We start from the raw sequence: 26,070 nt of genomic DNA on the forward strand, positions 1-26,070 counted from the left end.
TCAGTTAATCCAGACATGTGCGCCATAAATTTGACTGTGCACGGTTTTTTGACTTAACTAGTGGCTGTTTTCAGATTTCAGGCGTCTACAGGCACAAGGTGTCCTGCAAGCGTCTCGCTTGCCCCTCATTTTGGGCATTGAGTTGACTAGGGAAGTTGCTATTGCATGTGGCGTGAAACCAAAATTCTGCTGATCGATGACGATAGCGTCCGCCGCCGCGACCTGGCGGTGATTTTAAATTTTCTTGGCGAAGAAAATTTACCCTGCGGAAGCCATGACTGGCAGCAGGCAGTCGGCTCTTTGTCGTCTAGTCGTGAGGTCATTTGCGTACTGATCGGGACGGTCAATGCTCCTGGTGCGCTTTTGGGCTTGCTAAAGACACTCTCAACCTGGGATGAGTTCCTTCCGGTTTTGCTGATGGGCGATAATTCTTCGGTGGACCTGCCCGAAGACCAGCGCCGCCGGGTGCTTTCGACCCTCGAAATGCCGCCGAGCTACAGCAAGCTGCTCGACTCCCTGCACCGTGCCCAGGTCTATCGCGAGATGTACGACCAGGCCCGCGAACGCGGCCGTCATCGCGAACCCAACCTTTTCCGCAGTCTCGTCGGCACCAGTCGCGCGATCCAGCACGTGCGCCAGATGATGCAGCAAGTGGCCGACACCGATGCCAGCGTGCTGATCCTCGGCGAGTCCGGGACCGGCAAGGAAGTGGTTGCGCGCAACCTGCATTACCATTCCAAGCGTCGTGACGCGCCATTCGTACCGGTCAACTGCGGGGCGATCCCGGCCGAGTTGCTGGAAAGCGAACTGTTCGGCCACGAGAAGGGCGCCTTTACCGGCGCTATCACCAGCCGTGCCGGCCGCTTCGAGCTGGCCAACGGCGGTACGCTGTTCCTCGACGAAATCGGCGACATGCCGCTGCCGATGCAGGTCAAGCTGCTGCGCGTGCTGCAGGAGCGCACCTTCGAGCGTGTGGGCAGCAACAAGACCCAGAGCGTCGACGTGCGCATCATCGCCGCGACCCACAAGAATCTCGAAAGCATGATCGAGATCGGCACCTTCCGCGAAGACCTCTACTATCGCCTGAACGTGTTCCCGATCGAGATGGCGCCGCTGCGTGAGCGCGTCGAAGACATTCCGTTGCTGATGAACGAGCTGATCTCGCGCATGGAGCACGAAAAGCGCGGTTCGATCCGCTTCAACTCCGCCGCGATCATGTCCCTGTGCCGCCACGGCTGGCCGGGCAACGTCCGCGAGCTGGCCAACCTGGTGGAGCGCATGGCGATCATGCATCCGTACGGGGTGATCGGCGTGGTCGAGCTGCCGAAGAAATTCCGCTACGTCGACGACGAAGACGAGCAAATGGTCGACAGCCTGCGCAGCGATCTGGAAGAGCGCGTGGCGATCAACGGCCATACGCCGGACTTCACCGCCAACGCCATGCTGCCGCCGGAAGGTCTCGACCTGAAGGACTACCTCGGTGGTCTGGAGCAGGGGCTGATCCAGCAGGCGCTGGACGACGCCAACGGCATCGTGGCCCGTGCCGCCGAACGCCTGCGTATTCGCCGCACCACGCTGGTGGAGAAGATGCGCAAGTACGGCATGAGCCGCCGTGAAGGAGATGAACAGGCGGATGATTGACGCCTGTTTTTCAACCGCTTCATTTATAAGCGGTTTTTTTTAGGCACGGGTATTGCTAAGTCCCTCGCAACGTTCCGTTTAACTGACGGTCAGCCAAGCGAGAGAGCACAATGCCCCAAGCCTCCCAGATGTCTTCTGTTCCCGAGTCCTCGGGGCAACTGCCGTCCGTAGAGCAGGCGAGCCGCCAGGGGCTTGAGCAGGCATTCGCACTGTTCAATCAGATGTCCAGCCAGTTGACCGATTCCTACAGCATGCTCGAAGCCCGGGTCACCGAGCTCAAGGGCGAGCTGGCCGTGGTCAGCGCCCAGCGCATGCAGGAACTGGCGGAAAAAGAACGCTTGGCCAACCGTCTGCAAAATCTCCTCGATCTGTTGCCCGGTGGCGTCATCGTCATCGACGGTCACGGCATTGTGTGCGAGGCCAATCCTGCCGCCATCGAATTGCTCGGCCTGCCGCTGGAAGGTGAGCTGTGGCGCCATGTCATCGCCCGTTGCTTTGCGCCCCGTGAGGACGACGGTCACGAAATTTCCTTGAAGAACGGTCGACGCCTGTCGATTGCCACCCGCTCGCTGGATGCCGAGCCGGGGCAGTTGGTGCTGCTCAACGACCTGACTGAAACCCGTCACTTGCAGGATCAACTGGCGCGCCACGAGCGGCTGTCGTCCCTGGGGCGGATGGTCGCGTCGCTGGCGCATCAGATCCGCACGCCATTGTCCGCCGCCTTGTTGTACGCCAGTCATTTGACCGAGCAGGAACTGCCGGTCGCCACCCAGCAGCGTTTTGCCGGGCGCCTCAAGGAGCGCCTGCACGAACTGGAGCATCAGGTGCGCGACATGCTGGTGTTCGCCCGCGGTGAGCTGCCGCTGACCGACCGTGTCACGCCGAATGCCTTGATGCAGTCGCTGCAGGCCGCGGCGCTGACCCACGTGCAGGACCTGCCGATCCGCTGGCAGTGCGACAGCCATGCCGGCGAGTTGCTGTGCAATCGCGACACGCTGGTCGGGGCGCTGCTCAATCTGATTGAAAACGCCATTCAGGCGAGTGCCGGTGAGGTGCGTCTGAAGGTGCATTGCTATACCCGCGACAACACCCTGCGTTTGTGTGTCAGTGACAGCGGCAGCGGTATTGATGCGGCGGTGCTGGCGCGGCTGGGCGAGCCGTTTTTCACCACCAAAGTTACCGGGACGGGCCTGGGCCTGACCGTGGTCAAGGCCGTGGCGCGTGCGCATCAGGGAGAATTGCAGCTGCGTTCGCGGGTCGGGCGCGGTACGTGCGCGCAGGTCATCCTGCCGTTGTTTTCTGCTGTACAGGGAGCTGAGTGAAGGTCATGGGCATCAAGGTTCTGCTGGTCGAGGATGACCGCTCGTTGCGCGAAGCGCTGGCCGATACGCTGCTGCTGGCCGGTCACGACTATCACGCGGTGGGTTCGGCCGAAGAGGCGCTGAGCGCGGTCGAGCGCGAAGCGTTCAGTCTGGTGGTCAGTGACGTCAATATGCCGGGCATGGACGGCCATCAATTGCTCGGCCTGCTGCGCGCACGGCAACCGCAATTGCCGGTGCTGCTGATGACCGCCCATGGCGCGGTCGAGCGCGCGGTCGATGCCATGCGCCAGGGCGCGGCGGATTATCTGGTCAAGCCGTTCGAGCCCAAGGCTCTGCTGGATCTGGTAGCGCGTCACGCCTTGGGCAGTCTTGGCGCCAGCGACGCCGAAGGCCCGGTCGCGGTCGAGCCCGCCAGCGCACAATTGCTGGATCTGGCGGCGCGGGTCGCACGCAGTGATTCCACCGTGCTGATTTCCGGCGAGTCCGGCACCGGCAAGGAAGTGCTGGCGCGCTACATTCACCAGCAATCCCATCGTGCCAGTCAGCCGTTCATTGCGATCAACTGCGCGGCGATCCCCGACAACATGCTCGAAGCTACCCTGTTCGGTCACGAAAAAGGCTCGTTCACCGGCGCCATCGCGGCCCAGGCCGGCAAGTTCGAACAGGCGGACGGCGGCACCATTCTGCTCGATGAGATTTCCGAAATGCCCCTCGGCCTGCAAGCCAAGCTGCTGCGGGTGTTGCAGGAGCGGGAAGTCGAGCGGGTCGGCGCACGCAAGCCGATCACCCTCGATATTCGCGTGGTAGCCACCACCAACCGTGATCTGGCCGGTGAAGTAGCAGCGGGGCGATTCCGTGAAGACCTCTATTATCGTCTGTCGGTATTTCCGCTGGCCTGGCGTCCGTTGCGCGAGCGCACCGCCGATATCCTGCCGCTGGCCGAGCGTCTGTTGGCCAAACACGTCAATAAAATGAAGCATGCGATGGCGAAGTTCTCGCCCGAGGCGCAAGCGTGCCTGATCGGTTATCCGTGGCCGGGCAACGTGCGCGAGCTGGATAACGCGGTTCAGCGGGCCTTGATTCTGCAGCAGGGCGGCTTGATCCAGCCGCAGGATTTCTGTCTCTCCGGCCCTGCGTTGTTTGCTCCATTGCCGGCGGTGGTGCCCGCCGCGTCGATCATTCGAGAGGTCGAAATCGACGCGGATTCGGCCGGTGCACTGGGCGATGACCTGCGTCGCCGGGAGTTCCAGATGATCATCGACACCCTGCGTACCGAGCGCGGCCGACGCAAGGAAGCCGCCGAAAAACTCGGCATCAGTCCGCGCACCCTGCGGTACAAACTGGCGCAAATGCGCGATGCGGGCATGGATGTCGAAGGCTACCTGTTCGCCACCTGACGGGTGGCGCAAACGTTTGAAACGGCTTTTTCTGAAAGCGGTGCCCATGAGCTGGCACCGTTGTTGCTAACACCTGAGTACCCGCCGAGTGAGTGTCAAAAAATTGCGGGGCGCCCAAGAGAGTAGACCATGAGCCAAGGTATTGAATTTAATCGGTTGATGATGGACATGAAGGCCATGCAAATGGACGCCATGTCGAAGCCGAAATCGACTTCCGCTGTCCCGGAACTGGCAGGCAGCAACTTTTCCGACATGCTTGGTCAGGCCATCAACAAAGTGAACGATACCCAACAGGCGTCGAGCCAATTGGCCAACGCGTTCGAAATCGGCAAGAGCGGCGTCGATCTGACGGACGTGATGATTGCCTCGCAAAAGGCCAGCGTTTCGTTCCAGGCTCTGACCCAGGTGCGCAACAAGCTGGTGCAGGCTTATCAAGACATCATGCAGATGCCGGTTTAAGGACGAGATTGAGTCATGGCAGAAGCAGTCGCCGATAACGTTCCGGCCAAGGCCACCCCGATAGACGGCAAACCGCCGTTGTTCGGCCTGTCCTTCCTGGAAAACCTCTCCGAGATGACCGTGCTGCGTCAGGTGGGCCTGTTGGTCGGCCTGGCCGCGAGCGTGGCGATTGGCTTTGCCGTGGTGCTGTGGTCGCAGCAACCGGATTACCGGCCTCTGTACGGCAGCCTTGCCGGCATGGACGCCAAGCAGGTCATGGACACCCTGGCCTCCGCTGACATTCCCTACACCGTCGAACCGAATTCCGGCGCCTTGCTGGTCAAGGCCGATGACCTGTCCCGTGCGCGGCTCAAGCTCGCGGCCGCTGGTGTCACTCCCAGCGACGGCAACATCGGTTTTGAAATCCTCGACAAGGAACAGGGTCTGGGCACCAGCCAGTTCATGGAAGCGACCCGTTATCGTCGCGGCCTCGAAGGTGAACTGGCTCGCACCATTTCCAGCCTGAACAACGTCAAGGGCGCGCGCGTTCACCTGGCGATCCCGAAAAGTTCGGTGTTCGTGCGTGACGAACGCAAGCCAAGCGCTTCGGTACTGGTCGAGCTGTACTCCGGTCGTTCGCTGGAGCCGGGCCAGGTCGTTGCCATTATCAACCTGGTGGCAACCTCCGTTCCCGAGCTGAGCAAATCGCAGATCACCGTCGTCGACCAGAAGGGCAACCTGCTGTCGGATCAGGCGGAAAACTCCGAAATGACCATGGCCGGCAAGCAGTTCGACTACAGCCGCCGTATGGAAAGCATGCTCACCCAGCGCGTGCACAACATTCTGCAACCGGTACTGGGCAACGATCGTTACAAGGCTGAAGTCTCGGCCGACGTCGATTTCAGTGCCGTAGAATCGACTGCCGAGCAGTTCAACCCGGATCAACCGGCCCTGCGCAGCGAACAGTCGGTCAACGAACAACGCACCGCCAGCAATGGCCCGCAAGGTGTGCCGGGTGCCCTGAGCAACCAGCCACCGTCGCCGGCTTCGGCGCCGCAGACCACCGGTGGCGCAGCCGCTCCGGCGAGCATGGTGCAGCCAGGTCAGCCACTGGTTGATGCCAACGGTCAGCAGATCATGGACCCGGCCACCGGCCAGCCGATGCTCGCGCCGTACCCGGCGGACAAGCGTCAACAATCCACCAAGAACTTCGAGCTCGATCGCTCCATCAGCCACACCAAACAGCAGCAGGGTCGCCTGAATCGCCTGTCGGTGTCGGTGGTGGTGGACGATCAGGTCAAGATCAACCCGGCCAACGGCGAAACGACTCGCGCGCCGTGGAGCGCCGACGAATTGGCGCGCTTCACCCGTCTGGTACAGGACGCCGTCGGCTTCGACGCCAGCCGTGGCGACAGCGTCAGCGTGATCAACATGCCGTTCTCCGCCGAGCGCGGCGAAGTGATCGCCGACATTCCGTTCTACTCCCAGCCATGGTTCTGGGACATCGTCAAACAAGTGCTGGGTGTGCTGTTCATCCTGGTGCTGGTGTTCGGCGTGCTGCGTCCGGTGCTCAACAACATCACCGGTGGCGGCAAAAGCAAGGAGCTGGCCGGTCTGGGCGGCGACATGGAACTCGGTGGCATGGGCGGTCTGGATGGTGAACTGTCCAACGATCGCGTCAGCCTCGGCGGCCCGACCAGCATTCTGCTGCCGAGCCCGAGCGAGGGTTATGACGCTCAGTTGAACGCAATCAAGAGTCTGGTGGCAGAAGACCCGGGTCGTGTGGCCCAGGTCGTGAAAGAGTGGATTAACGCAGATGAGTGATAACCGAGCCGCCGTCGCCAAACTGTCCCGGGTCGATAAAGCCGCGATTCTGCTGCTGTCCCTGGGTTCGACCGATGCCGCACAAGTGCTGCGCCACATGGGCCCCAAAGAGGTCCAGCGAGTCGGCGTGGCCATGGCCCAGATGGGCAACGTCCACCGTGAGCAGGTCGAGCAGGTCATGAGCGAGTTCGTCGACATCGTCGGCGACCAGACCAGCCTGGGCGTCGGCTCCGACGACTACGTGCGCAAAATGCTCACCCAGGCCCTGGGTGAAGACAAGGCCAACGGCCTGATCGACCGCATTCTGCTGGGCGGCAACACCAGTGGCCTCGACAGCCTGAAATGGATGGAGCCGCGCGCCGTTGCCGACGTGATCCGTTACGAGCACCCGCAGATCCAGGCGATCGTGGTCGCGTACCTCGATCCGGATCAGGCTGGTGAAGTGCTGGGCAACTTCGACCACAAGGTACGTCTGGACATCATCCTGCGCGTCTCGTCGTTGAACACCGTGCAGCCGGCCGCGCTGAAAGAATTGAACCAGATCCTCGAGAAGCAGTTCTCCGGCAACTCGAACGCCTCGCGCACCACCCTGGGTGGCATCAAGCGCGCGGCGGACATCATGAACTTCCTCGACAGCTCGATCGAAGGCCAGCTCATGGACTCGATCCGCGAAGTCGACGAAGACCTGTCCGGTCAGATCGAAGACCTCATGTTCGTGTTCAACAACCTGGCCGATGTCGACGATCGCGGTATCCAGGCGCTGTTGCGCGAAGTGTCTTCCGATGTGCTGGTGCTGGCCCTCAAGGGTTCGGACGAAGGCGTCAAGGAGAAGATCTTCAAGAACATGTCCAAGCGTGCCGCCGAACTGCTGCGCGACGACCTCGAGGCCAAGGGCCCGGTGCGCGTCAGCGACGTGGAGACCGCACAGAAGGAAATCCTCACCATCGCCCGCCGTATGGCCGAAGCCGGAGAAATCGTGCTCGGTGGCAAGGGCGGCGAGGAAATGATCTAAGCCCATGGACAAGCATGACGACGATGTGACGGACCTGATCCGTGCCCGGGACGTCCGCGGTTTCGAATCTTGGGCGTTGCCCAGCTTCGACCCGCCGAAACCTGAGCCCGAGCCGGAACCGGAGCCTGAACCGCCGGAAATGGAAGAGGTGCCGCTGGAGGAAGTCCAGCCACTGACGCTGGAAGAGCTCGAAAGCATCCGTCAGGAGGCCTACAACGAGGGCTTCGCCATCGGTGAAAAGGAAGGCTTTCACAGCGCCACCCTCAAGGTGCGCCAGGAAGCCGAAGTGGTCCTGACGGCCAAGGTCGAGAGCCTTGAGCAATTGATGGCGCACCTGTTCGAGCCCATCGCCGAGCAAGACACCCAGATCGAAAAGTCGCTGGTCGACCTCGTGCAGCACATCGCCAAACAGGTGATTCAGCGCGAACTGGCCATCGACTCGACGCAGATCGAACACGTCATGCGCGACGCGCTGAAGCTGTTGCCGCTGGGCGTGGGCAATGTGCGGCTGTACGTCAATCCGCAGGATTTCGAACAGGTCAAAGCCCTGCGCGAACGTCATGAGGAAACCTGGCGCATCGTCGAGGACGAATCCCTGCTGCCGGGCGGTTGCCGGGTCGAGACCGACCACAGCCGGATCGATGCCAGCATCGAAACCCGCGTCAGCCAGGTCATGGCCAAGCTGTTCGACCAGTTGCACGAACAGGCCCTGCACCCGGCCGAGCCGGACCTGAGCCTGGACCTGCCGGAAACACCGAAGCCGGCACCGATTACAGAAGAGCCGCTCGCGGACGCCCCCGATGCGCCTTGAACGCACCAGCTTCGCCAAGCGCCTGAGCACTTACGCCGAGGCCACCGAAATCGCCGGTGCGCCGATCCTCGAAGGGCGCCTTTTGCGCATGGTCGGCTTGACGCTGGAAGCCGAAGGCCTGCGCGCCGCCATGGGCACCCGCTGCATGGTGATCAACGACGACACCTATCACCCGTCCCAGGTGGAAGCCGAAGTCATGGGCTTCTCCGGCAGCAAGGTGTTCCTGATGCCGGTCGGCAGCGTGGCCGGCATTGCCCCGGGCGCCCGCGTGGTGCCGCTGGCCGATACCGGCCGCCTGCCGATGGGCATGAGCATGCTCGGTCGTGTGCTGGACGGCGCCGGACGTGCGCTGGACGGCAAGGGCGGCATGAAGGCCGAAGACTGGGTACCGATGGACGGCCCGACCATCAACCCGCTCAATCGTGACCCGATCAGCGTGCCGCTGGATGTCGGCATTCGTAGCATCAACGGTTTGTTGACGGTCGGTCGTGGTCAGCGTCTGGGTCTGTTCGCCGGTACCGGTGTCGGTAAGTCGGTGTTGCTGGGCATGATGACCCGCTTCACCGAGGCCGACATCATCGTCGTCGGCCTGATCGGCGAGCGGGGTCGTGAGGTTAAGGAATTCATCGAGCACATCCTCGGTGAAGAAGGCCTCAAGCGCTCCGTGGTGGTCGCGTCGCCGGCGGACGATGCGCCGCTGATGCGTCTGCGTGCGGCGATGTACTGCACGCGGATCGCCGAGTATTTCCGCGACAAGGGCAAGAACGTCCTGTTGCTGATGGATTCCCTGACCCGTTTCGCCCAGGCCCAGCGAGAAATCGCCCTGGCCATCGGTGAGCCGCCGGCGACCAAGGGTTATCCGCCGTCGGTATTCGCCAAACTGCCGAAACTGGTGGAGCGTGCCGGTAACGCGGAGAAGGGCGGGGGTTCGATCACCGCGTTCTACACCGTATTGTCCGAAGGCGATGACCAGCAGGATCCGATTGCCGACTCCGCACGGGGCGTGCTCGACGGGCACATCGTGCTGTCGCGGCGGCTGGCCGAGGAAGGTCATTACCCGGCCATCGACATCGAAGCCTCGATCAGCCGGGTGATGCCGGCAGTCGTGGCGCCGGAACACATGCAGCGCGCGCAGTACTTCAAACAGCTGTGGTCGCGCTATCAGCAGAGCCGCGACCTGATCAGCGTCGGCGCCTATGTCGCTGGCGGTGACCGCGAGACTGACCTTGCCATCAATCTGCAACCACAGTTGGTCAGATACCTGCGTCAGGGGCTCAACGACAAAATCAGCCTGGGTGAAAGCGAGGCGTACCTCGAAACGATTTTCGCCCCGGCGGCCGGCGGGTAACCGGTCATGGCCCTGAGTCGCGCCGCGCGTCTGGCGCCGGTGGTGGACATGGCCGAGAAGGCCGAAAAAACCGCCGTGCAGCGTTTGGGTTATTTTCAGGGGCAGGTGAAAGTCGCTGAGAGCAAACTCGCCGACCTCAACGCCTTTCGTCTGGATTACTCGCAGCAGTGGATCGTGCGCGGCAGCACCGGTGTGACCGGTCAATGGCTGCTGGGTTTTCAGGGCTTTCTGGCGCAACTCGACACCGCCGTCGATCAGCAGCGCCAAAGTCTGCAGTGGCACCAGAACAATTTGGACAAGGCCCGTGATGCCTGGCAACAGGCATTCGCCCGGGTCGAAGGTCTGCGCAAACTTGTACAACGCTACCGCGACGAAGCCCAGCGTGCCGAAGACAAGCGCGAACAGAAGCTGCTCGACGAGTTGTCCCAGCGTTTGCCGCGCCACGAGGCATTTTGACGGGCAGATCTCGCACAGATCCCGACGCCATCGCACCTTGCCCATGGCCCCTCCAAGTGCTAAACCTTGTACAGGTTCGTCAATGACAAGGAAGCCAGTACATGTCAGTCGTTACAGAAGTTTCTGCGGACAAGAAAAAACTGACGATTTCGGTCAAGGGGCGATTTGATTTCGCCAAGCATCAGGAATTTCGCCAATCCTACGAAAAAGAGCAGCCCGAATCGGTGATTGTCGACCTCAAGGAGGCGACCTATCTCGACAGTTCGGCCCTCGGCATGCTGCTTCTGCTGCGTGATCACGTCGGTGGCGACGATTCGGAAATCCGCGTGGTCAACAGCAGTTCCGATGTGAAGAAGATTCTCGCCATCTCCAACTTCGACAAACTGTTCGACATCAGTTGACGGCCATGCAGCCGCAAGAGCCGCTGACGATCCTGATCGCCGAAGACAGCGCCGCTGACCGGTTGCTGTTGTCGACCATCGTCCGTCGCCAGGGGCATGAAGTGCTGACGGCCACCCACGGTGGGGAGGCGGTCGAGACATTTATCCGGCAAAAGCCGCATTTGGTATTGATGGACGCCATGATGCCGGTGATGGACGGGTTCGAAGCTGCACGGCAGATCAAGAAGCTGGCGGGTGAGAACCTGGTGCCGATCATCTTTCTCACGTCGTTGACGGAAAGCGAAGCCCTGGCTCGTTGTCTTGAGGCCGGCGGTGACGACTTTCTGGCGAAGCCCTACAACCAGGTGATCCTCGCCGCCAAAATCAAGGCGATGGATCGCTTGCGGCGTTTGCAGGCCACGGTTCTTCAGCAGCGCGACCTGATCGCCAAACACCACGAGTATCTGCTCAACGAGCAGCGGGTCGCCAAGGCCGTGTTCGACAAGGTCGCGCATTCCGGCTGCCTGAGCGCGCCGAACATCCGTTACCTGCAATCGCCCTATGCGCTGTTCAACGGCGATCTGCTGTTGGCCGCGTACACCCCGGCCGGCGACATGCATGTGTTGCTCGGTGACTTTACCGGTCACGGCTTGCCGGCGGCGGTCGGCGCGATGCCGCTGGCCGAGGTGTTCTACGGCATGACTGCCAAGGGTTACGGCCTGGCCGAAACCCTGCGGGAAATGAATGCCAAGCTCAAGCGCATCCTGCCGGTGGACATGTTCTGCTGCGCGACGCTGTTGTGCCTGAGTTTTCAGCGGCGCTCGGTGGAAGTCTGGAACGGCGGCATGCCCGACGGCTATCTGCATTGCCTCGCCACCGGGGAGCGCAAGCCACTGGCGGCGCGCCACTTGCCGCTGGGTGTGCTCAGCCCGCAGACCTTCGATGACCGCACCGAGGTTCACTCGATGGCGGTGGGCGATCGGGTGTTTCTGCTCTCCGACGGGGTCATCGACACCTGCGATGCCAACGACCAGCTGTTCGGTGTCGAGCGCTTGCACAAGGTGTTCGCCGCCAATCGCCAGCCGGATCGGCTGTTCGAGGACATCGAGCAGGCGCTGCAGGACTTTCGCGGAGAGGCCCGGGACGATGTGAGCATGGTCGAGGTCAGCCTGCTGGAAGCCGAGCAGGTCAACCCGCCGGCGCCGGTGTATTCGGACAGTGGTCAGTCCTGTCCGCTGGACTGGTCGGTGAGCTTCGAATTTCGCGGTGCCACGCTCAAGCGCTTCAATCCGCTGCCTTACCTGTTGCAGTTACTGCTTGAGGTGCATGGATTGCGGGCGCAGAGTGGCGCACTGTACAGCGTGCTGGCCGAGCTTTATTCCAACGCGCTGGAGCATGGCGTGCTGGGCCTGGATTCGAGCCTCAAGCGCGATGCGTCGGGTTTCGCCCGATATTACGAGCAGCGCAATGCCCGTCTCGAAGCCTTGCAGGACGGTTATGTGCGCGTGCATTTGCAGGTGCGGCCGGAAGGCGAGGGCGGTTGTCTGGTGGTGCGGGTCGAAGACAGCGGCCAGGGATTCGATGTCTCGCGCGTGATGGAGCGGCCGCTGGACGGTGTCCGTCTGTCGGGACGCGGAGTCAGCCTGATCCGGCAATTGGCCCGAAATGCCAGCTGGTCAGACGATGGTCGCAGTGCTCGCGTGGAGTTTTTCTGGGAGGCTCTGGCATAATCCGCGCATTCTTGATCAGGGAGTGAACAAGTGGCTGATACACATGTGGACCACGAGGCGCTGAGCGCGCTGCGGGAAGTGATGGAAGACAGCTATCCGGAACTGCTGGATACCTTCCTCGCCGATTCCGAAAACCGCCTGCGGGAGTTGCAGCAGACTGCCGATGCCGACGCATTGTCTTCCGTTGCGCACAGCTTCAAGGGCAGCAGCAGCAACATGGGCGCGACCCGTCTTGCCGTGCTGTGCCAGGAGCTGGAACAGCATGCCAAAGACAAAAGCCCTTCCGAGATCATCAAACTGGTCGCCGATATTCATAGCGAATTCGCCGATGTGCGGCCCGTTTATGTCGCCGAGCGGCAGCGCTCGCTGACACACTGATCCTGCCGTTGGGCGGTTTTGTCGGATTTCTGACGAAACTGGCCCGGCACTTGCAGTCATCTATCCCAACTGTACCTACGATCCCAGTGCAGCGGAGACCGTGCCATGCCTGCAAGCCCCAACATTCTTCTTCAGACCGCCGCCCAGGCCAAGGCACAAGCTGCCTCGGCCAAATCATCGGCAGTGGCCGCAGAGCCCGGGGACAAGGCCTCCAGCTTCGCTCAGGTGTTTGCCGATCAAGGCTCGAACAAGCCTTCGGTGACCGTCGACAATTCGGCAAAACCTGCCCGTGACAAGGTGGCCGACAACGGCGGCAAGAAAGACCTCGGCAAGGATCAGTCTGCCGCCCCGGAGCCGGCGGTTGCCGATAGCGGCAAAGCCTTGCCCGCCGACAAACCGGCGACGCCGGCAACGGACGACAAGACCGCTACTGATGATGACTTGGCCGACACCGCGCCGGCTCCCGTTGTCGATACGGCGCCGGTGGACCCGGCGCTGGTGGCAGCGGTAGAACCTGTCGTCACTGCGCCGGTAGTGGCTACCCCCGTCGTCGAAACCGCCGCAAAAACGGAAACCGATCAACCTGCCGTGGCGGCATTGCCGGGTATGGTCAAGGATCCGGCGCCGGCCACTGACCCGGCTTTCGACCCCGAGGCGGATCCGCTCGATTCACTGCCCGCCGTGCGCATGGCCATGGAGCAGAGTGGTCACATTTCTGCTTCCAGCCAGTCCCAGCCCAAGGCCACCCCGGCCCAGGCTCAGGCTGACGGCGAATTGACCTCGGCGCAGAACTTCGCTGCCGGCATGGCCAGCATGCTCGATGTGCAGGCTGACAAGGACAGCACCAGCCAGGGCGGTGAAAAGGCGTTCAGCGGCCTGATCGATGACGGCCTGAAAGACCTGAAGACCGCCACCAGCGACACCCGCGTGGATGATTTCGCCAACCGTCTGGCGGCGCTGACCCAGGCTGCCACGCCGAAAACCGCCAACGCGGTGCCGGTGAACCAACCGATTGCCATGCACCAGAACGGCTGGACCGAAGAAGTGGTCAACCGGGTCATGTACCTGTCGAGCAACAACCTGAAGGCGGCTGACATCCAGTTGCAGCCAGCGGAGCTTGGGCGTCTGGATATCCGGGTGAACATGGTCCCGGACCAGCAGACCCAGGTGACCTTCATGAGCGCGCATCCGAGCGTGCGTGAAGCCCTCGACGGTCAGATGCACCGCCTGCGCGACATGTTCAACCAGCAAGGCATGGGGCAGGTCGACGTCAACGTTTCCGACCAGAACCGTGGCTGGCAGGGCCAAGGCCAGGAACAGGCGCAGCAGGGGCAGAGTGGTCGCACCAGCGCTGCCGGCGGTCGCCTGGATTCGGCTGAAGAAGAGTTGACGCCGACTGCTGTCGCTGAAGCTGCGGCCACCGCCACTCACGTGATCGGCTCCAGCGCCGTCGACTACTACGCCTGATTCATCCTCCCCCGAGGAAGCGGCCCTGTCCGCTCCCTCGTCCGTTTTGCCACCGCTCTCCGTTTTCCTCCGACACTTCTGGCATAACACTTGCTCTTGCCTTGCCGTGCGACTGTGAAAACCCGATTAGTGACGGATTATTGGCATGGCGAAGAGCGAAGCTGCAGCAGTAAAAGACCCCGCAACCAAAGGCAAACTCAAACTGATCATCGTGATCGTGCTGGGTCTGTTGCTGGCGATCGGCACGTCCGTGGGGGCGACCTGGTTCTTCATGCACAGTGCCCAGAGCAAGCCTGCGGCGACCGCCGAAGCGGCCCCGGTCGGCAAGCAACCGGCGATTTTCGAGCCCATGGCGCCGGCCTTCGTGGCCAACTACAACCAGAACGGCCGTCAGCGCTACATGCAGGTGAGCATCACCATGCTGGCGCGCAATCAGGCGGATCTGGAAGCGCTCAAAGTGCACATGCCGGTGATCCGCAACAACCTGGTGATGCTCTTCTCCGGTCAGGATTTCGCCACGCTGGCGACCCCGGTCGGTCAAGAGATGTTGCGCCAGAAGGCCACAGCCAGCGTCCAGGAAGTGGCGCAGAAAGAGCTGGGCAAAGTGGTGATCGAACAGTTGCTTTTCACTAATTTCGTACTGCAGTAGGAACACGACATGGCCGTGCAGGATCTGCTGTCCCAGGATGAAATCGACGCGCTGTTGCATGGCGTCGACGATGGTCTGGTACAGACCGATAACGCTGCCGAACCCGGCAGTGTCAAAAGCTACGACCTGACCAGCCAGGATCGCATCGTCCGTGGACGCATGCCGACTCTGGAAATGATCAACGAGCGTTTTGCCCGCTACACCCGCATCAGCATGTTCAACATGCTGCGCCGCTCGGCGGACGTTGCCGTCGGTGGCGTACAGGTGATGAAGTTCGGCGAATACGTGCACTCGCTGTACGTGCCGACCAGCCTCAACCTGGTCAAGATCAAACCCCTGCGCGGCACCGCGCTGTTCATCCTCGACGCCAAACTGGTGTTCAAGCTGGTGGACAACTTCTTCGGCGGCGACGGCCGTCACGCCAAGATCGAAGGGCGTGAATTCACCCCGACCGAACTGCGCGTGGTGCGCATGGTGCTGGAGCAGGCGTTCGTCGATTTGAAAGAAGCCTGGCAGGCGATCATGGAAGTCAACTTCGAGTACATCAACTCGGAAGTGAACCCGGCCATGGCCAACATCGTCGGTCCGAGCGAAGCGATCGTGGTTTCCACGTTCCACATCGAACTCGACGGCGGTGGCGGTGATCTGCACGTGACCATGCCGTACTCGATGATCGAGCCGGTGCGCGAAATGCTCGACGCCGGTTTCCAGTCGGACCTCGACGACCAGGACGAGCGCTGGGTCAATGCCCTGCGCCAGGACGTGCTGGATGTCGACGTGCCGATCGGCGCCACCGTAGCTCGTCGCCAGCTGAAACTGCGCGACATCCTGCACATGCAGCCGGGGGACGTGATCCCGGTCGAGATGCCGGAAGACATGATCATGCGCGCCAACGGCGTGCCGGCCTTCAAGGTCAAGATGGGCTCGCACAAAGGCAACCTTGCGTTGCAGGTGATCGAGCCGATCGAGCGCCGCTGAAGCGGCGCCCTCACTCCCTGATTCTTTTACCGGTTTTTTGCCCGCCGAGGACAAATGATGAACGACGATATGAACACCCAGGACGATCAGGCACTGGCCGATGAATGGGCTGCCGCCCTGGAAGAAACCGGTGAAGCCGGGCAGGCCGACATCGACGCGCTGCTGGCCGCCGACGCAGGTACTTCGAGCTCCAACCGTCTGCCGATGGAAGAGTTCGGCAGCGTGCCGAAGAACAACGACCCGGTGACCCTCGACGGCCCGAACCTGGACGTGATTCTCGACATCCCGGTGTCGATCTCGATGGAAGTGGGCAGCACCGACATCAACATCCGCAACCTGCTGCAACTCAACCAGGGTTCGGTGATCGAGCTCGATCGCCTGGCCGGCGAGCCGCTGGACGTGCTGGTCAACGGCACCCTGATCGCCCACGGTGAAGTGGTCGTGGTCAACGAAAAGTTCGGCATCCGTCTGACCGACGTGATCAGCCCGAGCGAACGCATCAAGAAGCTGCGCTGAGTGAAAAAGGTTCTGGGTGCCTTGTTCGGTCTGGCGCTGGCGTTGCCGTTCAGCGTGCTGGCGGCCGAGCCGGTGGCGACCACCGCGGCGGCTGCTGCGCCAGCCGTCAACAGCGGCGTGGCCGGTCAGCTGACGCAACTGGTGCTGGGTCTGTTGCTGGTGCTGGGGTTGATCTTCTTCCTCGCCTGGCTGCTGCGCCGGGTGCAGCAGGCCGGTCCCGCCGGCAAGGGTCAGGTGATCGAATTGATCGGCTCCCGCGCGCTCGGGCCGCGTGACCGTCTGATGCTGGTGCAGGTCGGCAACGAGCAGATTCTGCTCGGCCTCAGCCCCGGAACCATCACTGCGTTGCACGTGCTCAAAGAGCCGGTCGAGGTGCCGAGCACCGCCGACAAAGCGACACCGGAATTTGCCCAGCATCTGTTGAAGATCCTCGGCAAGGATCAGAAGGATAAGAAGTAATGGGTGCGTTGCGCATCGTCTTGACCCTGGCCTTGATGTTGGCCGCGCCGCTGGCATTTGCCGCCGATCCGTTGTCGATCCCGGCGATCACCCTGGGCACCAACGCCGAGGGCGCGCAGGAGTACTCGGTCAGCCTGCAGATCCTGCTGATCATGACGGCGCTGAGCTTCATTCCGGCCGCCGTCATCCTGATGACCAGTTTCACCCGGATCATCATCGTCTTCTCGATCCTGCGTCAGGCCCTCGGCCTGCAGCAGACTCCGTCGAACCAGATCCTCACCGGCATGGCGCTGTTCCTGACGCTGTTCATCATGGCGCCAGTGTTCGATCGCGTGAACAACGATGCCTTGCAGCCGTACCTTGCGGAAAAGCTGACGGCCCAGCAGGCAGTGGAAAAGGCCCAGGTGCCGATCAAGGACTTCATGCTCGCCCAGACCCGCTCCAGCGATCTGGAGCTGTTCATGCGCCTGTCCAAACGCACCGACATCGCGACGCCGGATCAGGCGCCGCTGACCATTCTGGTGCCGGCGTTCGTGACGTCTGAACTGAAGACCGCGTTCCAGATCGGCTTCATGATCTTCATCCCGTTCCTGATCATCGACCTGGTGGTGGCGAGCGTGCTGATGGCGATGGGTATGATGATGCTCTCGCCGCTGATCATTTCCCTGCCGTTCAAAATCATGCTGTTCGTGCTGGTGGATGGCTGGGCGCTGATCATCGGCACCCTGGCCAGCAGTTTCGGAGGTGTATCGCCATGACGCCAGAAGTAGCGGTCGACATCTTTCGCGAAGCCCTGTGGCTGACCACCATGATGGTGGCGATTCTGGTGGTGCCGAGTCTGTTGGTGGGCCTGCTGGTGTCGATGTTCCAGGCCGCGACCCAGATCAACGAACAGACCCTGAGCTTCCTGCCGCGTCTGCTGGTGATGCTGGTGACGCTGATCGTCGCCGGCCCGTGGCTGGTGCAGACGTTCATGGAATACATCACCCAGTTGTACAAAAACATTCCGATGGTCATCGGCTAAGCCATGCAATCGCTGCTTCAGCTGACCGATGCCCAGATCAGTACCTGGGTGGCGACGTTCATGCTGCCGCTGTTTCGCGTCGCCTCGATGTTGATGGTGATGCCGGTCTTCGGAACCACGCTGGTGCCCCGGCGGATCCGTCTGTATTTCGCCTTCGCGATCACCGTGGTGATCACGCCCAACCTGCCGCCGATGCCGGCGGTCAGTCCTCTGGACCTCAGCGGCCTGCTGCTGATCGCCGAGCAGATTCTCGTTGGCGCGGTGCTGGGTTTCTCGCTGCAATTGTTCTTTCAAGCTTTCGTGGTGGCCGGGCAGATCGTCGCGATCCAGATGGGCATGGGCTTCGCGTCGATGATCGACCCCACCAACGGCGTGTCGGTGGCGGTGATCGGGCAGTTCTTCACGATGCTGGTGACCTTGCTGTTCCTGTCGATGAACGGGCACCTGGTGGTCTTCGAAGTGCTCACCGAAAGCTTCACCACGCTGCCGGTCGGCGGCGGGTTGATGACCACGCATTACTGGGAACTGGCCGGCAAACTCGGCTGGGTACTGGGCGCCGCGTTGTTGCTGGTGCTGCCGGCGGTCACCGCGCTGTTGGTGGTCAACATCGCGTTTGGCGTGATGACCCGCGCCGCGCCGCAGCTCAACATTTTCTCCATCGGCTTTCCGCTGACCCTCGTACTCGGCCTGTTCATCGTCTGGGTCGGGCTGGCGGACATACTCAATCAGTATCAACCGCTGGCCACCGAGGCCTTGCAGTTTTTACGCGAACTGGCACAGGCGCGCTGAGTCATGGCTGAGAGCGAGAGCGGTCAGGATAAAACAGAAGACCCCACGGAGAAGCGCAAGAAAGACTCCCGGGAAAAGGGTGAGATTGCGCGCTCCAAGGAGCTCAACACGCTGGCGATCATGCTCGCCGGCTCTGCCGCGCTGCTGATTTTCGGCGGGATGCTGGCGCAGGAATTGATGGACCTGATGCGCCAGAACTTCACGCTGTCGCGGGAAGTGATCATGGACGAGCGCTCGATGGCGACGTTCCTGATGAGCTCCGGATTGCAGGCGTTGCTGGCGATTCAGCCGATCATGATCACCCTGTTGCTGGCGGCCTTTCTGGGGCCGATTGCGCTGGGTGGCTGGTTGTTCGCCGCCGGTTCGCTGGCGCCCAAGTTCAGTCGGATGAACCCGGCGGCAGGCCTCAAGCGGATGTTCTCGATGAAGGCTGTGGTCGAGCTGCTCAAGGCGCTGGCCAAGTTTCTCATCACGCTGGGTGTGGCGCTGGTGGTGCTCAATTCGGACATTGACGACCTGCTGCGCATTGCCCACGAGCCGCTGGACCGGGCGATCATTCACAGCTTGCAACTGGTGGGCTGGAGCTCGCTGTGGCTGGCCTGCGGTTTGATCATCATCGCCGCCGTCGACGTGCCCGTGCAGATCTGGGAAAGCATCAAGAAGCTCAAGATGACCAAGCAGGAAGTGCGCGACGAGCACAAGGATCAGGAAGGTCGGCCGGAGGTCAAGCAGCGCATTCGCCAGCTCCAGCGCGAGATGTCGCAGCGGCGGATGATGGCGGCGATTCCGGATGCCGACGTGGTCATCACCAACCCGACCCACTACGCCGTGGCGCTCAAGTACGACGCCGAGAAGGGCGGGGCGCCGATGCTGCTGGCCAAGGGCAGCGACTTCCTGGCGCTGAAGATCCGCGAAATCGCCGTGGCCAACAACGTCATGCTTCTCGAATCGCCGGCGCTGGCGCGTTCGATCTATTACTCCACGGAGCTGGAAGAAGAAATCCCTGGGGGGCTGTATCTGGCGGTCGCCCAGGTACTGGCCTACGTCTACCAGATCCGCCAGCACCGCGCGGGCAAGGGCAAGTTCCCGGAACCGCTCAAGGACGACCTGCCGATCCCGCCGGATCTGCGGCGTGATTCCTGATTGTGATGAAGCAAAAAAACCGCCATCCGGTTGCAGCCGGTGGCGGTTTTTTTTATGCCTGATGACCTGTGTTGCCTGTGAGGCCGCCTTCGCGACACATCTCTCAAGCCTTTACGCGGAGGTCTGCGATGGCGGCAGTTCCAGATTATCCAGCACCCGATTCACTGCCAGCTCGCCGAGCATGATCAGTTGCGCAATCCCCACCAGCGTCCTGCGCTGCGAGGCGGGCATGAGGTGGGTGAAGTCATTGACGATGGTTCTGGCTGAGGCCAGGGTTTCGCAGGCATCGGCCAGCAGTTCTTCGTTTTTGAAGTCCGCGGTGACGGCATACATTCTGCGGTTTTTGCGCGGTGGTGGCGTGGAGCCGGGCGGGCAGAGATAGTGATCGAGGGCGCGGTCGGCGGCTTCGTGAAGCTTTCTGGAATCGGCGGATTCGTAGGGCGAGGCGGGGTCGGTTACGGGTGGGTTGGGTGTTGGTTTGATCATGGTGAAGCTCCGTGGTTGATTTAGCCGCCACGGCTCATCGCTAAACAAGTAAAGGTGGCGGCTGTACGCAGGTTAGCGATCCGGGCCACAGGAACCCCGGGTAGACCCTAAGGTCTCCCGCGCACAGCCACCATGACGCCAATTGTAGGAAGGAAAAACCTGCAATCGAGACTGGGCATGTTGTGTCTGTAAAGTGCCGGATCGCTAAACCCGATCGCTGATTCGTCAGCGACCGATCCACAATAGAACCCGACCCCACAGCGCACAAGCCGGCGGATTCTGGCGTAGCCGTAGGCAACGGCGCAAGGATTCGTAGCCTGTAAGGCGTGTCTGGAGGTGTCTTTTAAACACCCGAGTTTAAAAGGCATTTTGTGCTGAGTTCTCGGGCCCCTTCGCGAGCAGGCTCGCTCCCACATTTGGAATGCGTTCCCCTGTGGGAGCGAGCTTGCTCGCGAAAGCGACATCCCGCCCAGCAGAAAAACCACGCCCGACCCCCTCTGTTTCAATCATCGGCAAAAGTTGGAAGGCTTCTTGCAATAGCCGCACTGCGCCCGCTCTGGGCGTCAAAAGTTTGCTTTAAAGGAACGGGGAAAACCGGTGGATCGCTCTCAGTTAATCAACAGTGCTCGCTCGAACATTGCCGATCTCAGTCGGGGCAATCTGGGTGTGCCGCTGTTGCTGCTGGTCATGCTGGCGATGATGATGTTACCGGTGCCGCCGTTCCTGCTCGACGTGTTCTTCACCTTCAACATTGCCCTGTCGATCGTCGTGCTGCTGGTCTGCGTGTACGCCTTGCGGCCGCTGGATTTTGCGGTGTTCCCGACGATCCTGCTGGTGGCGACGCTGTTGCGACTGGCGCTGAACGTGGCGTCGACGCGGGTGGTGATGCTCCACGGTCAGGACGGCCACGCCGCCGCCGGTAAGGTGATCCAGGCCTTCGGTGAGGTGGTGATCGGCGGTAACTACGTGGTCGGTATCGTGGTCTTCGCGATCCTGATGATCATCAACTTCGTCGTGGTGACCAAGGGTGCCGGCCGGATCTCCGAGGTGAGCGCGCGCTTCACCCTCGATGCGATGCCCGGCAAGCAAATGGCGATCGACGCCGACCTCAACGCCGGTCTGATCGACCAGGCGCAGGCCAAGGCCCGTCGTCAGGAAGTGGCTCAAGAGGCAGAGTTCTACGGCTCGATGGATGGTGCCAGCAAGTTCGTGCGCGGTGACGCCATCGCCGGCCTGCTGATTCTGTTCATCAACCTGATCGGCGGCATGGCCGTCGGTATCTTCCAGCACAACATGACTTTCGCCGACGCGGGCAAGGTTTACGCCTTGCTGACCATCGGTGACGGTTTAGTGGCGCAATTGCCATCACTGTTGTTATCTACAGCTGCAGCGATCATGGTGACTCGTGCTTCCGGCTCGGAAGACATGGGCAAGCAGATCAATCGCCAGATGTTCGCCTCGCCCAAAGCGCTGGCGGTGGCGGCCGGTCTGATGGCGGTCATGGGTCTGGTGCCGGGCATGCCGCACTTCTCGTTCCTGAGCATGGCTGCCCTGGCTGCCGGTGGTGCTTACCTGTTCTGGAAGAAGCAGAACGTCGCCAAAGTGCAGGCGCTGCAAGAGGTTCAGCGTCAACAGGAACTGCTGCCGTCGCCGGCCCGCGCCATGGAAACCAAGGAGCTGGGCTGGGACGACGTGACCCCGATCGACATGATCGGCCTGGAAGTCGGCTACCGCCTGATTCCGCTGGTGGACCGCAACCAGGGCGGGCAATTGCTGGCGCGGATCAAGGGCGTGCGCAAGAAGCTCTCGCAGGATCTGGGCTTTCTGATGCCGACCGTGCACATCCGCGACAACCTCGACCTGGCGCCGAGCGCCTATCGCCTGACCCTGATGGGCGTGATTCTGGCCGAAGCCGAGATCTACCCGGATCGCGAACTGGCGATCAACCCGGGGCAGGTCTACGGCTCGCTCAACGGCATTACCGCCAAAGATCCGGCTTTCGGCCTGGAGGCGGTGTGGATCGAAGTCAGCCAGCGCGCCCAGGCGCAATCGCTCGGTTACACCGTGGTAGACGCCAGCACCGTGGTTGCGACCCACTTGAACCAGATTCTGTACAAGCACTCCAGCGAGCTGATCGGTCACGAAGAAGTGCAGCAATTGATGCAGTTGCTGGCCAAGAGCTCGCCGAAACTGGCTGAAGAGTTGGTACCAGGCGTGGTCACGCTGTCGCAGCTGCTCAAAGTATTGCAGGCGTTGCTGGCCGAACACGTGCCGGTGCGCGATATCCGCAGCATTGCCGAGGCCATCGCCAACAATGCCGCCAAGAGTCAAGATACCGCCGCTTTGGTGGCTGCTGTGCGGGTTGGCGTATCGCGCGCCATCGTCCAAAGCATTGTAGGGACTGAGTCGGAGCTGCCAGTTATCACGCTGGAGCCAAGGTTGGAACAAATATTGCTCAATAGTCTGCAGAAGGCAGGGCAAGGCTCGGAAGAGGGCGTTCTGCTGGAGCCGAGCATGGCCGAGAAGCTGCAGCGTTCGCTGATCGAAGCGGCGCAGCGCCAGGAAATGCAAGGTCAGCCGGTGATCCTGTTGGTAGCAGGCCCGGTTCGCGCGATGCTCTCGCGCTTTGGTCGCCTGGCAGTTCCCGGACTGCATGTGCTGGCCTACCAGGAAATTCCGGACAACAAGCAAGTGACCATCGTTGCGACAGTAGGGCCCAACGGCTGAGGTAGTGGTTTATGCAAGTTAAGCGTTTTTTCGCCGCCGATATGCGTCAGGCCATGAAGCTGGTTCGTGATGAGCTGGGCGCTGATGCCGCCATCATTGGCAACCGCCGCATCGCTGGCGGCGTCGAGCTGACCGCGGCGCTCGATTACAAACTGTCTGCGCTGGCCCCGCGTGTTCCGAACATGGAACTCGAGGATGAGCTGCGCAAGACCCAGTCGCGCATCGTCACCGCCCAGGCCGAGCTGAGCCTGCGTGGCGAAGCCGACGGCAACACCAATCGCCAGTTGTTCGCCGGGCTGCCGTTGACGGCCGGCCTGCCGCTGACCGCTGCCGAGCCGCTGACCGAACCGACCTACGAAGCTCCGGCTCGTCCGGCACCAGCGCCTGCAGCGGTTTCCGCTGGCGTCGATCCGCGTGCTCTGGACTCGATGCGTTTCGAACTCAACAGCCTGCGCGAACTGATGGAAGTGCAACTCGGCACCCTGGCCTGGAACCAGCTGCAAGGCAGCCGTCCGGCCCAGGCCAATCTGTACCGTCGTCTGCAACGCATCGGTTTGTCCGGCCCGTTGTCCCGGGATCTGCTGTCGATGATCACCGAGATCGACGAGCCTCGTCAGGCCTGGCGCATGCTGCTGGCGCACCTGGCGCGGATGATTGCCGTGCCGGAAGTCGAGCCGCTGGAAGAGGGTGGGGTGATTGCGATGGTCGGTCCTGCCGGCATGGGCAAGACCACCACCCTGGCCAAACTGGCCGCCCGCTACGTGCTCAAGTACGGCGCGCAGAACATCGCGCTGGTGAGCATGGACAGTTTCCGTATCGGCGCGCAGGAGCAGCTCAAGACGCTGGGCCGCATCCTTAACGTTTCGGTGACCCACGTCGATCCGGGCCAGTCCCTGGTGCAGGCGCTGGATCCACTGCTGCGCAAGCGCGTGGTGCTGATCGATACCGCCGGCCTGCAGGCCAGCGATCCGGCCCTGCGCATGCAGCTGGAAAGTCTGGCCGGTCGTGGCATTCGGTCAAAAAATTATCTGGTTCTGGCAACCACCAGCCAAAAACAGGTTCTAACCGCCGCTTATCACAGTTACAAGCGTTGCGGGCTGGCCGGCTGCATCCTGACTAAACTGGATGAGACGGCCAGTCTGGGCGAAGTGTTGAGCCTGGCGATCAGTCACGAACTGCCGGTTGCCTACCTGACCGATGGCCCACGGATTCCGGATGATCTGCATCTGCCGCGGCGTCATCAACTGGTCAGTCGCGCCGTCAGCGTGCAAATGCAGGAAGAACCCAGCGAAGAAGCCATGGCTGACATGTTCGCTGATATCTACCACAGTCCGACCAAGCAGGTTGGCTGAGGTAATGAACAGTTTTCGTACCTACATCGATGGCCTGCCACGCATTGTTCCGGTTGTGAACGCGCAGCCAGTAATGTGGCCTCCGTCTATGCAAGACAAGGTAAAGAAATAACATGGGCAGCATGCATCCCGTACAGGTGATCGCGGTGACCGGCGGCAAAGGTGGCGTCGGCAAGACTAATGTGTCAGTGAACTTGTCCCTGGCCCTGGCAGAGCTTGGCCGTCGGGTCATGCTGCTGGACGCCGACCTGGGGCTGGCGAACGTCGACGTTCTGCTGGGCCTCACACCCAAACGAACCCTGGCCGACGTGATCGAAGGCCGCTGCGAGCTGCGCGACGTCCTGTTACAGGGCCCCGGCGGGATCCGCATCGTGCCGGCCGCTTCCGGCACCCAGAGCATGGTTCACCTGAGCCCGGCCCAGCATGCCGGCCTGATTCAGGCCTTCAGCGACATCGGCGACAATCTCGACGTGCTGGTGATCGACACCGCTGCGGGTATTGGTGACTCGGTAGTCAGTTTTGTTCGCGCAGCGCAAGAAGTGTTGCTGGTGGTCTGCGACGAGCCGACCTCGATCACCGACGCCTACGCGCTGATCAAACTGCTCAACCGCGATTACGGCATGAACCGCTTCCGCGTCCTGGCCAACATGGCCCAGAGCCCGCAGGAAGGTCGCAATCTGTTCGCCAAGTTGACCAAGGTCACGGATCGCTTCCTCGACGTCGCCCTACAATACGTCGGCGCGGTGCCCTACGACGAAAGCGTGCGCAAGGCGGTGCAGAAGCAGCGTGCGGTCTATGAAGCCTTCCCGCGTTCCAAGTGCGCACTGGCGTTCAAGGCGATCGCACAGAAGGTCGACACCTGGCCGCTGCCCGCCAACCCGCGCGGCCACCTCGAATTTTTCGTCGAGCGCCTCGTGCAGCAAACGGCAGGACCTGTGCTATGACCGCCAGCGGTATGAATTTCTACAAGAAGTCGGCGCGTGACGCGCAGTACGAGCTGATCGAGCGTTACGCGCCACTGGTCAAACGCATCGCCTACCACTTGCTGGCGCGGTTGCCGGCCAGTGTGCAGGTCGAAGACCTGATCCAGGCCGGGATGATCGGCCTGCTCGAAGTCTCGACCAAATACGACGCCAGCAAGGGCGCCAGTTTTGAAACGTACGCGGGCATCCGGATCCGTGGTGCGATGCTCGATGAAGTCCGTAAGGGGGACTGGGCACCACGCTCGGTTCACCGCAATACCCGCATGGTCAGCGACGCGATTCGCTCGATTGAAGCTAAAACCGGCCGTGACGCTAAAGATCACGAAGTTGCGGCCGAACTCCAATTGAGTCTCGACGATTACTACGGGATTTTGAACGACACCCTGGGCAGCCGCCTGTTCAGTTTCGACGACCTGTTGCAGGACGGCGAACACGAAGGGCTGCACGAGGATGGCGCCAGTGCTCATCTGGAGCCGTCGCGCGATCTGGAAGACGAACGTTTCCAGGCCGCGCTGGCGGACGCGATTGCCAATTTGCCGGAGCGTGAGCGACTGGTGTTGGCGCTGTACTACGACGAAGAGCTGAACCTCAAGGAGATCGGTGAAGTCCTTGGCGTCAGTGAATCGCGGGTCAGCCAGTTACACAGCCAGTGCGCGGCCCGCTTGCGGGGGCGTTTGGGGGAGTGGCGAGCGCGCTGAAGGCAGTGTGGGGACACTGCGAACGAGGCTGGTGCGGTGGTGAACGGCACCGGTCTTGCTCT

26 protein-coding genes are annotated in these 26,070 nt (G+C 61.7%); 25 read left to right on the top strand and 1 reads right to left on the bottom strand.

The annotated features are described in order from the left end of the window. Positions 1–165 precede the first annotated feature (165 nt). From QRN46_RS09370 to flhB, 21 genes are all read left to right on the top strand, one after another. Complete coding sequence (locus QRN46_RS09370; RefSeq protein WP_003222863.1) at positions 166–1,641, top strand: sigma-54 dependent transcriptional regulator; 1,476 nt, start codon at positions 166–168, stop codon at positions 1,639–1,641. 110 nt (positions 1,642–1,751) lie between these two features. Next, the gene (locus tag QRN46_RS09375) at positions 1,752–2,963 is read left to right on the top strand and encodes a sensor histidine kinase (RefSeq protein WP_011333046.1); all 1,212 of its coding nucleotides are present in this window, start codon (positions 1,752–1,754) and stop codon (positions 2,961–2,963) included. A 5-nt stretch (positions 2,964–2,968) separates the two neighbouring features. Beyond that, the gene (locus tag QRN46_RS09380) at positions 2,969–4,360 is read left to right on the top strand and encodes a sigma-54-dependent transcriptional regulator (RefSeq protein ID WP_201819388.1); all 1,392 of its coding nucleotides are present in this window, start codon (positions 2,969–2,971) and stop codon (positions 4,358–4,360) included. Positions 4,361–4,489: 129 nt separating this feature from the next. Beyond that, the gene (gene fliE, locus QRN46_RS09385; RefSeq protein WP_201819386.1) at positions 4,490–4,819 is read left to right on the top strand and encodes a flagellar hook-basal body complex protein FliE; all 330 of its coding nucleotides are present in this window, start codon (positions 4,490–4,492) and stop codon (positions 4,817–4,819) included. Positions 4,820–4,834: 15 nt separating this feature from the next. After that, positions 4,835–6,622: a flagellar basal-body MS-ring/collar protein FliF gene (gene fliF, locus QRN46_RS09390; protein ID WP_007958290.1), complete on the top strand. Its 1,788-nt coding sequence runs from the start codon at positions 4,835–4,837 to the stop codon at positions 6,620–6,622. After that, positions 6,615–7,634: a flagellar motor switch protein FliG gene (fliG, locus tag QRN46_RS09395; protein ID WP_007958288.1), complete on the top strand. Its 1,020-nt coding sequence runs from the start codon at positions 6,615–6,617 to the stop codon at positions 7,632–7,634. Before fliF ends, fliG begins: the two co-directional genes overlap by 8 nt. A gap of 4 nt (positions 7,635–7,638) precedes the next feature. Continuing rightward, positions 7,639–8,445, top strand: coding sequence for a flagellar assembly protein FliH (fliH, locus tag QRN46_RS09400; protein ID WP_221615220.1), 807 nt, complete (start codon positions 7,639–7,641; stop codon positions 8,443–8,445). Further along, positions 8,435–9,793, top strand: a complete 1,359-nt coding sequence (gene fliI / locus QRN46_RS09405; RefSeq protein WP_011333051.1) for a flagellar protein export ATPase FliI — start codon at positions 8,435–8,437, stop codon at positions 9,791–9,793. The genes fliH and fliI overlap by 11 nt, the downstream gene beginning before the upstream one ends. Positions 9,794–9,799: 6 nt before the next feature. Beyond that, positions 9,800–10,249: a flagellar export protein FliJ gene (gene fliJ / locus QRN46_RS09410; RefSeq protein ID WP_011333052.1), complete on the top strand. Its 450-nt coding sequence runs from the start codon at positions 9,800–9,802 to the stop codon at positions 10,247–10,249. Between the two features lie 101 nt (positions 10,250–10,350). Further along, on the top strand, positions 10,351–10,650 hold the full coding sequence (locus QRN46_RS09415) for an STAS domain-containing protein (protein ID WP_011333053.1): 300 nt from the start codon (positions 10,351–10,353) through the stop codon (positions 10,648–10,650). A gap of 5 nt (positions 10,651–10,655) precedes the next feature. Next, positions 10,656–12,359: an ATP-binding SpoIIE family protein phosphatase gene (locus tag QRN46_RS09420; RefSeq protein WP_221615221.1), complete on the top strand. Its 1,704-nt coding sequence runs from the start codon at positions 10,656–10,658 to the stop codon at positions 12,357–12,359. 30 nt (positions 12,360–12,389) lie between these two features. Beyond that, positions 12,390–12,737, top strand: coding sequence for an Hpt domain-containing protein (locus tag QRN46_RS09425; protein WP_007951942.1), 348 nt, complete (start codon positions 12,390–12,392; stop codon positions 12,735–12,737). Between the two features lie 105 nt (positions 12,738–12,842). Then, positions 12,843–14,204 (top strand): flagellar hook-length control protein FliK, encoded by a 1,362-nt coding sequence (locus QRN46_RS09430; protein ID WP_011333055.1) that lies wholly within the window; start codon positions 12,843–12,845, stop codon positions 14,202–14,204. A gap of 145 nt (positions 14,205–14,349) precedes the next feature. After that, positions 14,350–14,853 carry a flagellar basal body-associated protein FliL gene (fliL, locus tag QRN46_RS09435; protein WP_011333056.1) on the top strand — a complete coding sequence of 168 codons (504 nt, stop codon included), beginning with the start codon at positions 14,350–14,352 and terminating at the stop codon, positions 14,851–14,853. Between the two features lie 9 nt (positions 14,854–14,862). After that, positions 14,863–15,831 carry a flagellar motor switch protein FliM gene (fliM, locus tag QRN46_RS09440; protein WP_003222890.1) on the top strand — a complete coding sequence of 323 codons (969 nt, stop codon included), beginning with the start codon at positions 14,863–14,865 and terminating at the stop codon, positions 15,829–15,831. A 57-nt stretch (positions 15,832–15,888) separates the two neighbouring features. Further along, on the top strand, positions 15,889–16,347 hold the full coding sequence (gene fliN / locus QRN46_RS09445) for a flagellar motor switch protein FliN (protein WP_011333057.1): 459 nt from the start codon (positions 15,889–15,891) through the stop codon (positions 16,345–16,347). Next, positions 16,348–16,806 (top strand): flagellar biosynthetic protein FliO, encoded by a 459-nt coding sequence (gene fliO, locus QRN46_RS09450; protein WP_007951949.1) that lies wholly within the window; start codon positions 16,348–16,350, stop codon positions 16,804–16,806. After that, entirely contained in the window at positions 16,806–17,564 is a 759-nt protein-coding gene (fliP, locus tag QRN46_RS09455; RefSeq protein ID WP_007951950.1) for a flagellar type III secretion system pore protein FliP, read from the top strand. Before fliO ends, fliP begins: the two co-directional genes overlap by 1 nt. Next, positions 17,561–17,830 carry a flagellar biosynthesis protein FliQ gene (gene fliQ, locus QRN46_RS09460; protein ID WP_007951951.1) on the top strand — a complete coding sequence of 90 codons (270 nt, stop codon included), beginning with the start codon at positions 17,561–17,563 and terminating at the stop codon, positions 17,828–17,830. The genes fliP and fliQ overlap by 4 nt, the downstream gene beginning before the upstream one ends. A 3-nt stretch (positions 17,831–17,833) precedes the next feature. Next, positions 17,834–18,619, top strand: a complete 786-nt coding sequence (gene fliR, locus QRN46_RS09465; protein WP_011333060.1) for a flagellar biosynthetic protein FliR — start codon at positions 17,834–17,836, stop codon at positions 18,617–18,619. A 3-nt stretch (positions 18,620–18,622) separates the two neighbouring features. Next, positions 18,623–19,762: a flagellar biosynthesis protein FlhB gene (flhB, locus tag QRN46_RS09470; protein ID WP_011333061.1), complete on the top strand. Its 1,140-nt coding sequence runs from the start codon at positions 18,623–18,625 to the stop codon at positions 19,760–19,762. Positions 19,763–19,873: 111 nt separating this feature from the next. Here the strand turns inward: flhB and QRN46_RS09475 are convergent, their stop codons facing one another. After that, the gene (locus QRN46_RS09475) at positions 19,874–20,248 is read right to left on the bottom strand and encodes a DUF6124 family protein (RefSeq protein ID WP_285354578.1); all 375 of its coding nucleotides are present in this window, start codon (positions 20,246–20,248) and stop codon (positions 19,874–19,876) included. Positions 20,249–20,845: 597 nt separating this feature from the next. Between QRN46_RS09475 and flhA the strand changes: the two genes are divergently transcribed. The 4 genes from flhA to fliA all read left to right on the top strand — a co-directional run bounded on the left by flhA (position 20,846) and on the right by fliA (position 26,008). Further along, positions 20,846–22,975 carry a flagellar biosynthesis protein FlhA gene (flhA, locus tag QRN46_RS09480; RefSeq protein ID WP_011333069.1) on the top strand — a complete coding sequence of 710 codons (2,130 nt, stop codon included), beginning with the start codon at positions 20,846–20,848 and terminating at the stop codon, positions 22,973–22,975. Positions 22,976–22,986: 11 nt separating this feature from the next. Then, a complete protein-coding gene (gene flhF / locus QRN46_RS09485; protein WP_007951958.1) occupies positions 22,987–24,327 on the top strand; it encodes a flagellar biosynthesis GTPase FlhF in 1,341 nt (446 codons plus the stop codon). Positions 24,328–24,440: 113 nt separating this feature from the next. Further along, positions 24,441–25,271, top strand: coding sequence for a flagellar synthesis regulator FleN (gene fleN, locus QRN46_RS09490; RefSeq protein ID WP_003222917.1), 831 nt, complete (start codon positions 24,441–24,443; stop codon positions 25,269–25,271). After that, on the top strand, positions 25,268–26,008 hold the full coding sequence (gene fliA, locus QRN46_RS09495; protein WP_011333070.1) for an RNA polymerase sigma factor FliA: 741 nt from the start codon (positions 25,268–25,270) through the stop codon (positions 26,006–26,008). The genes fleN and fliA overlap by 4 nt, the downstream gene beginning before the upstream one ends. Positions 26,009–26,070: the final 62 nt, after the last annotated feature.

It is taken from the genome of Pseudomonas sp. lyk4-R2A-10 (genome assembly GCF_030209075.1).
Lineage (GTDB): Bacteria > Pseudomonadota > Gammaproteobacteria > Pseudomonadales > Pseudomonadaceae > Aquipseudomonas > Aquipseudomonas glycinae.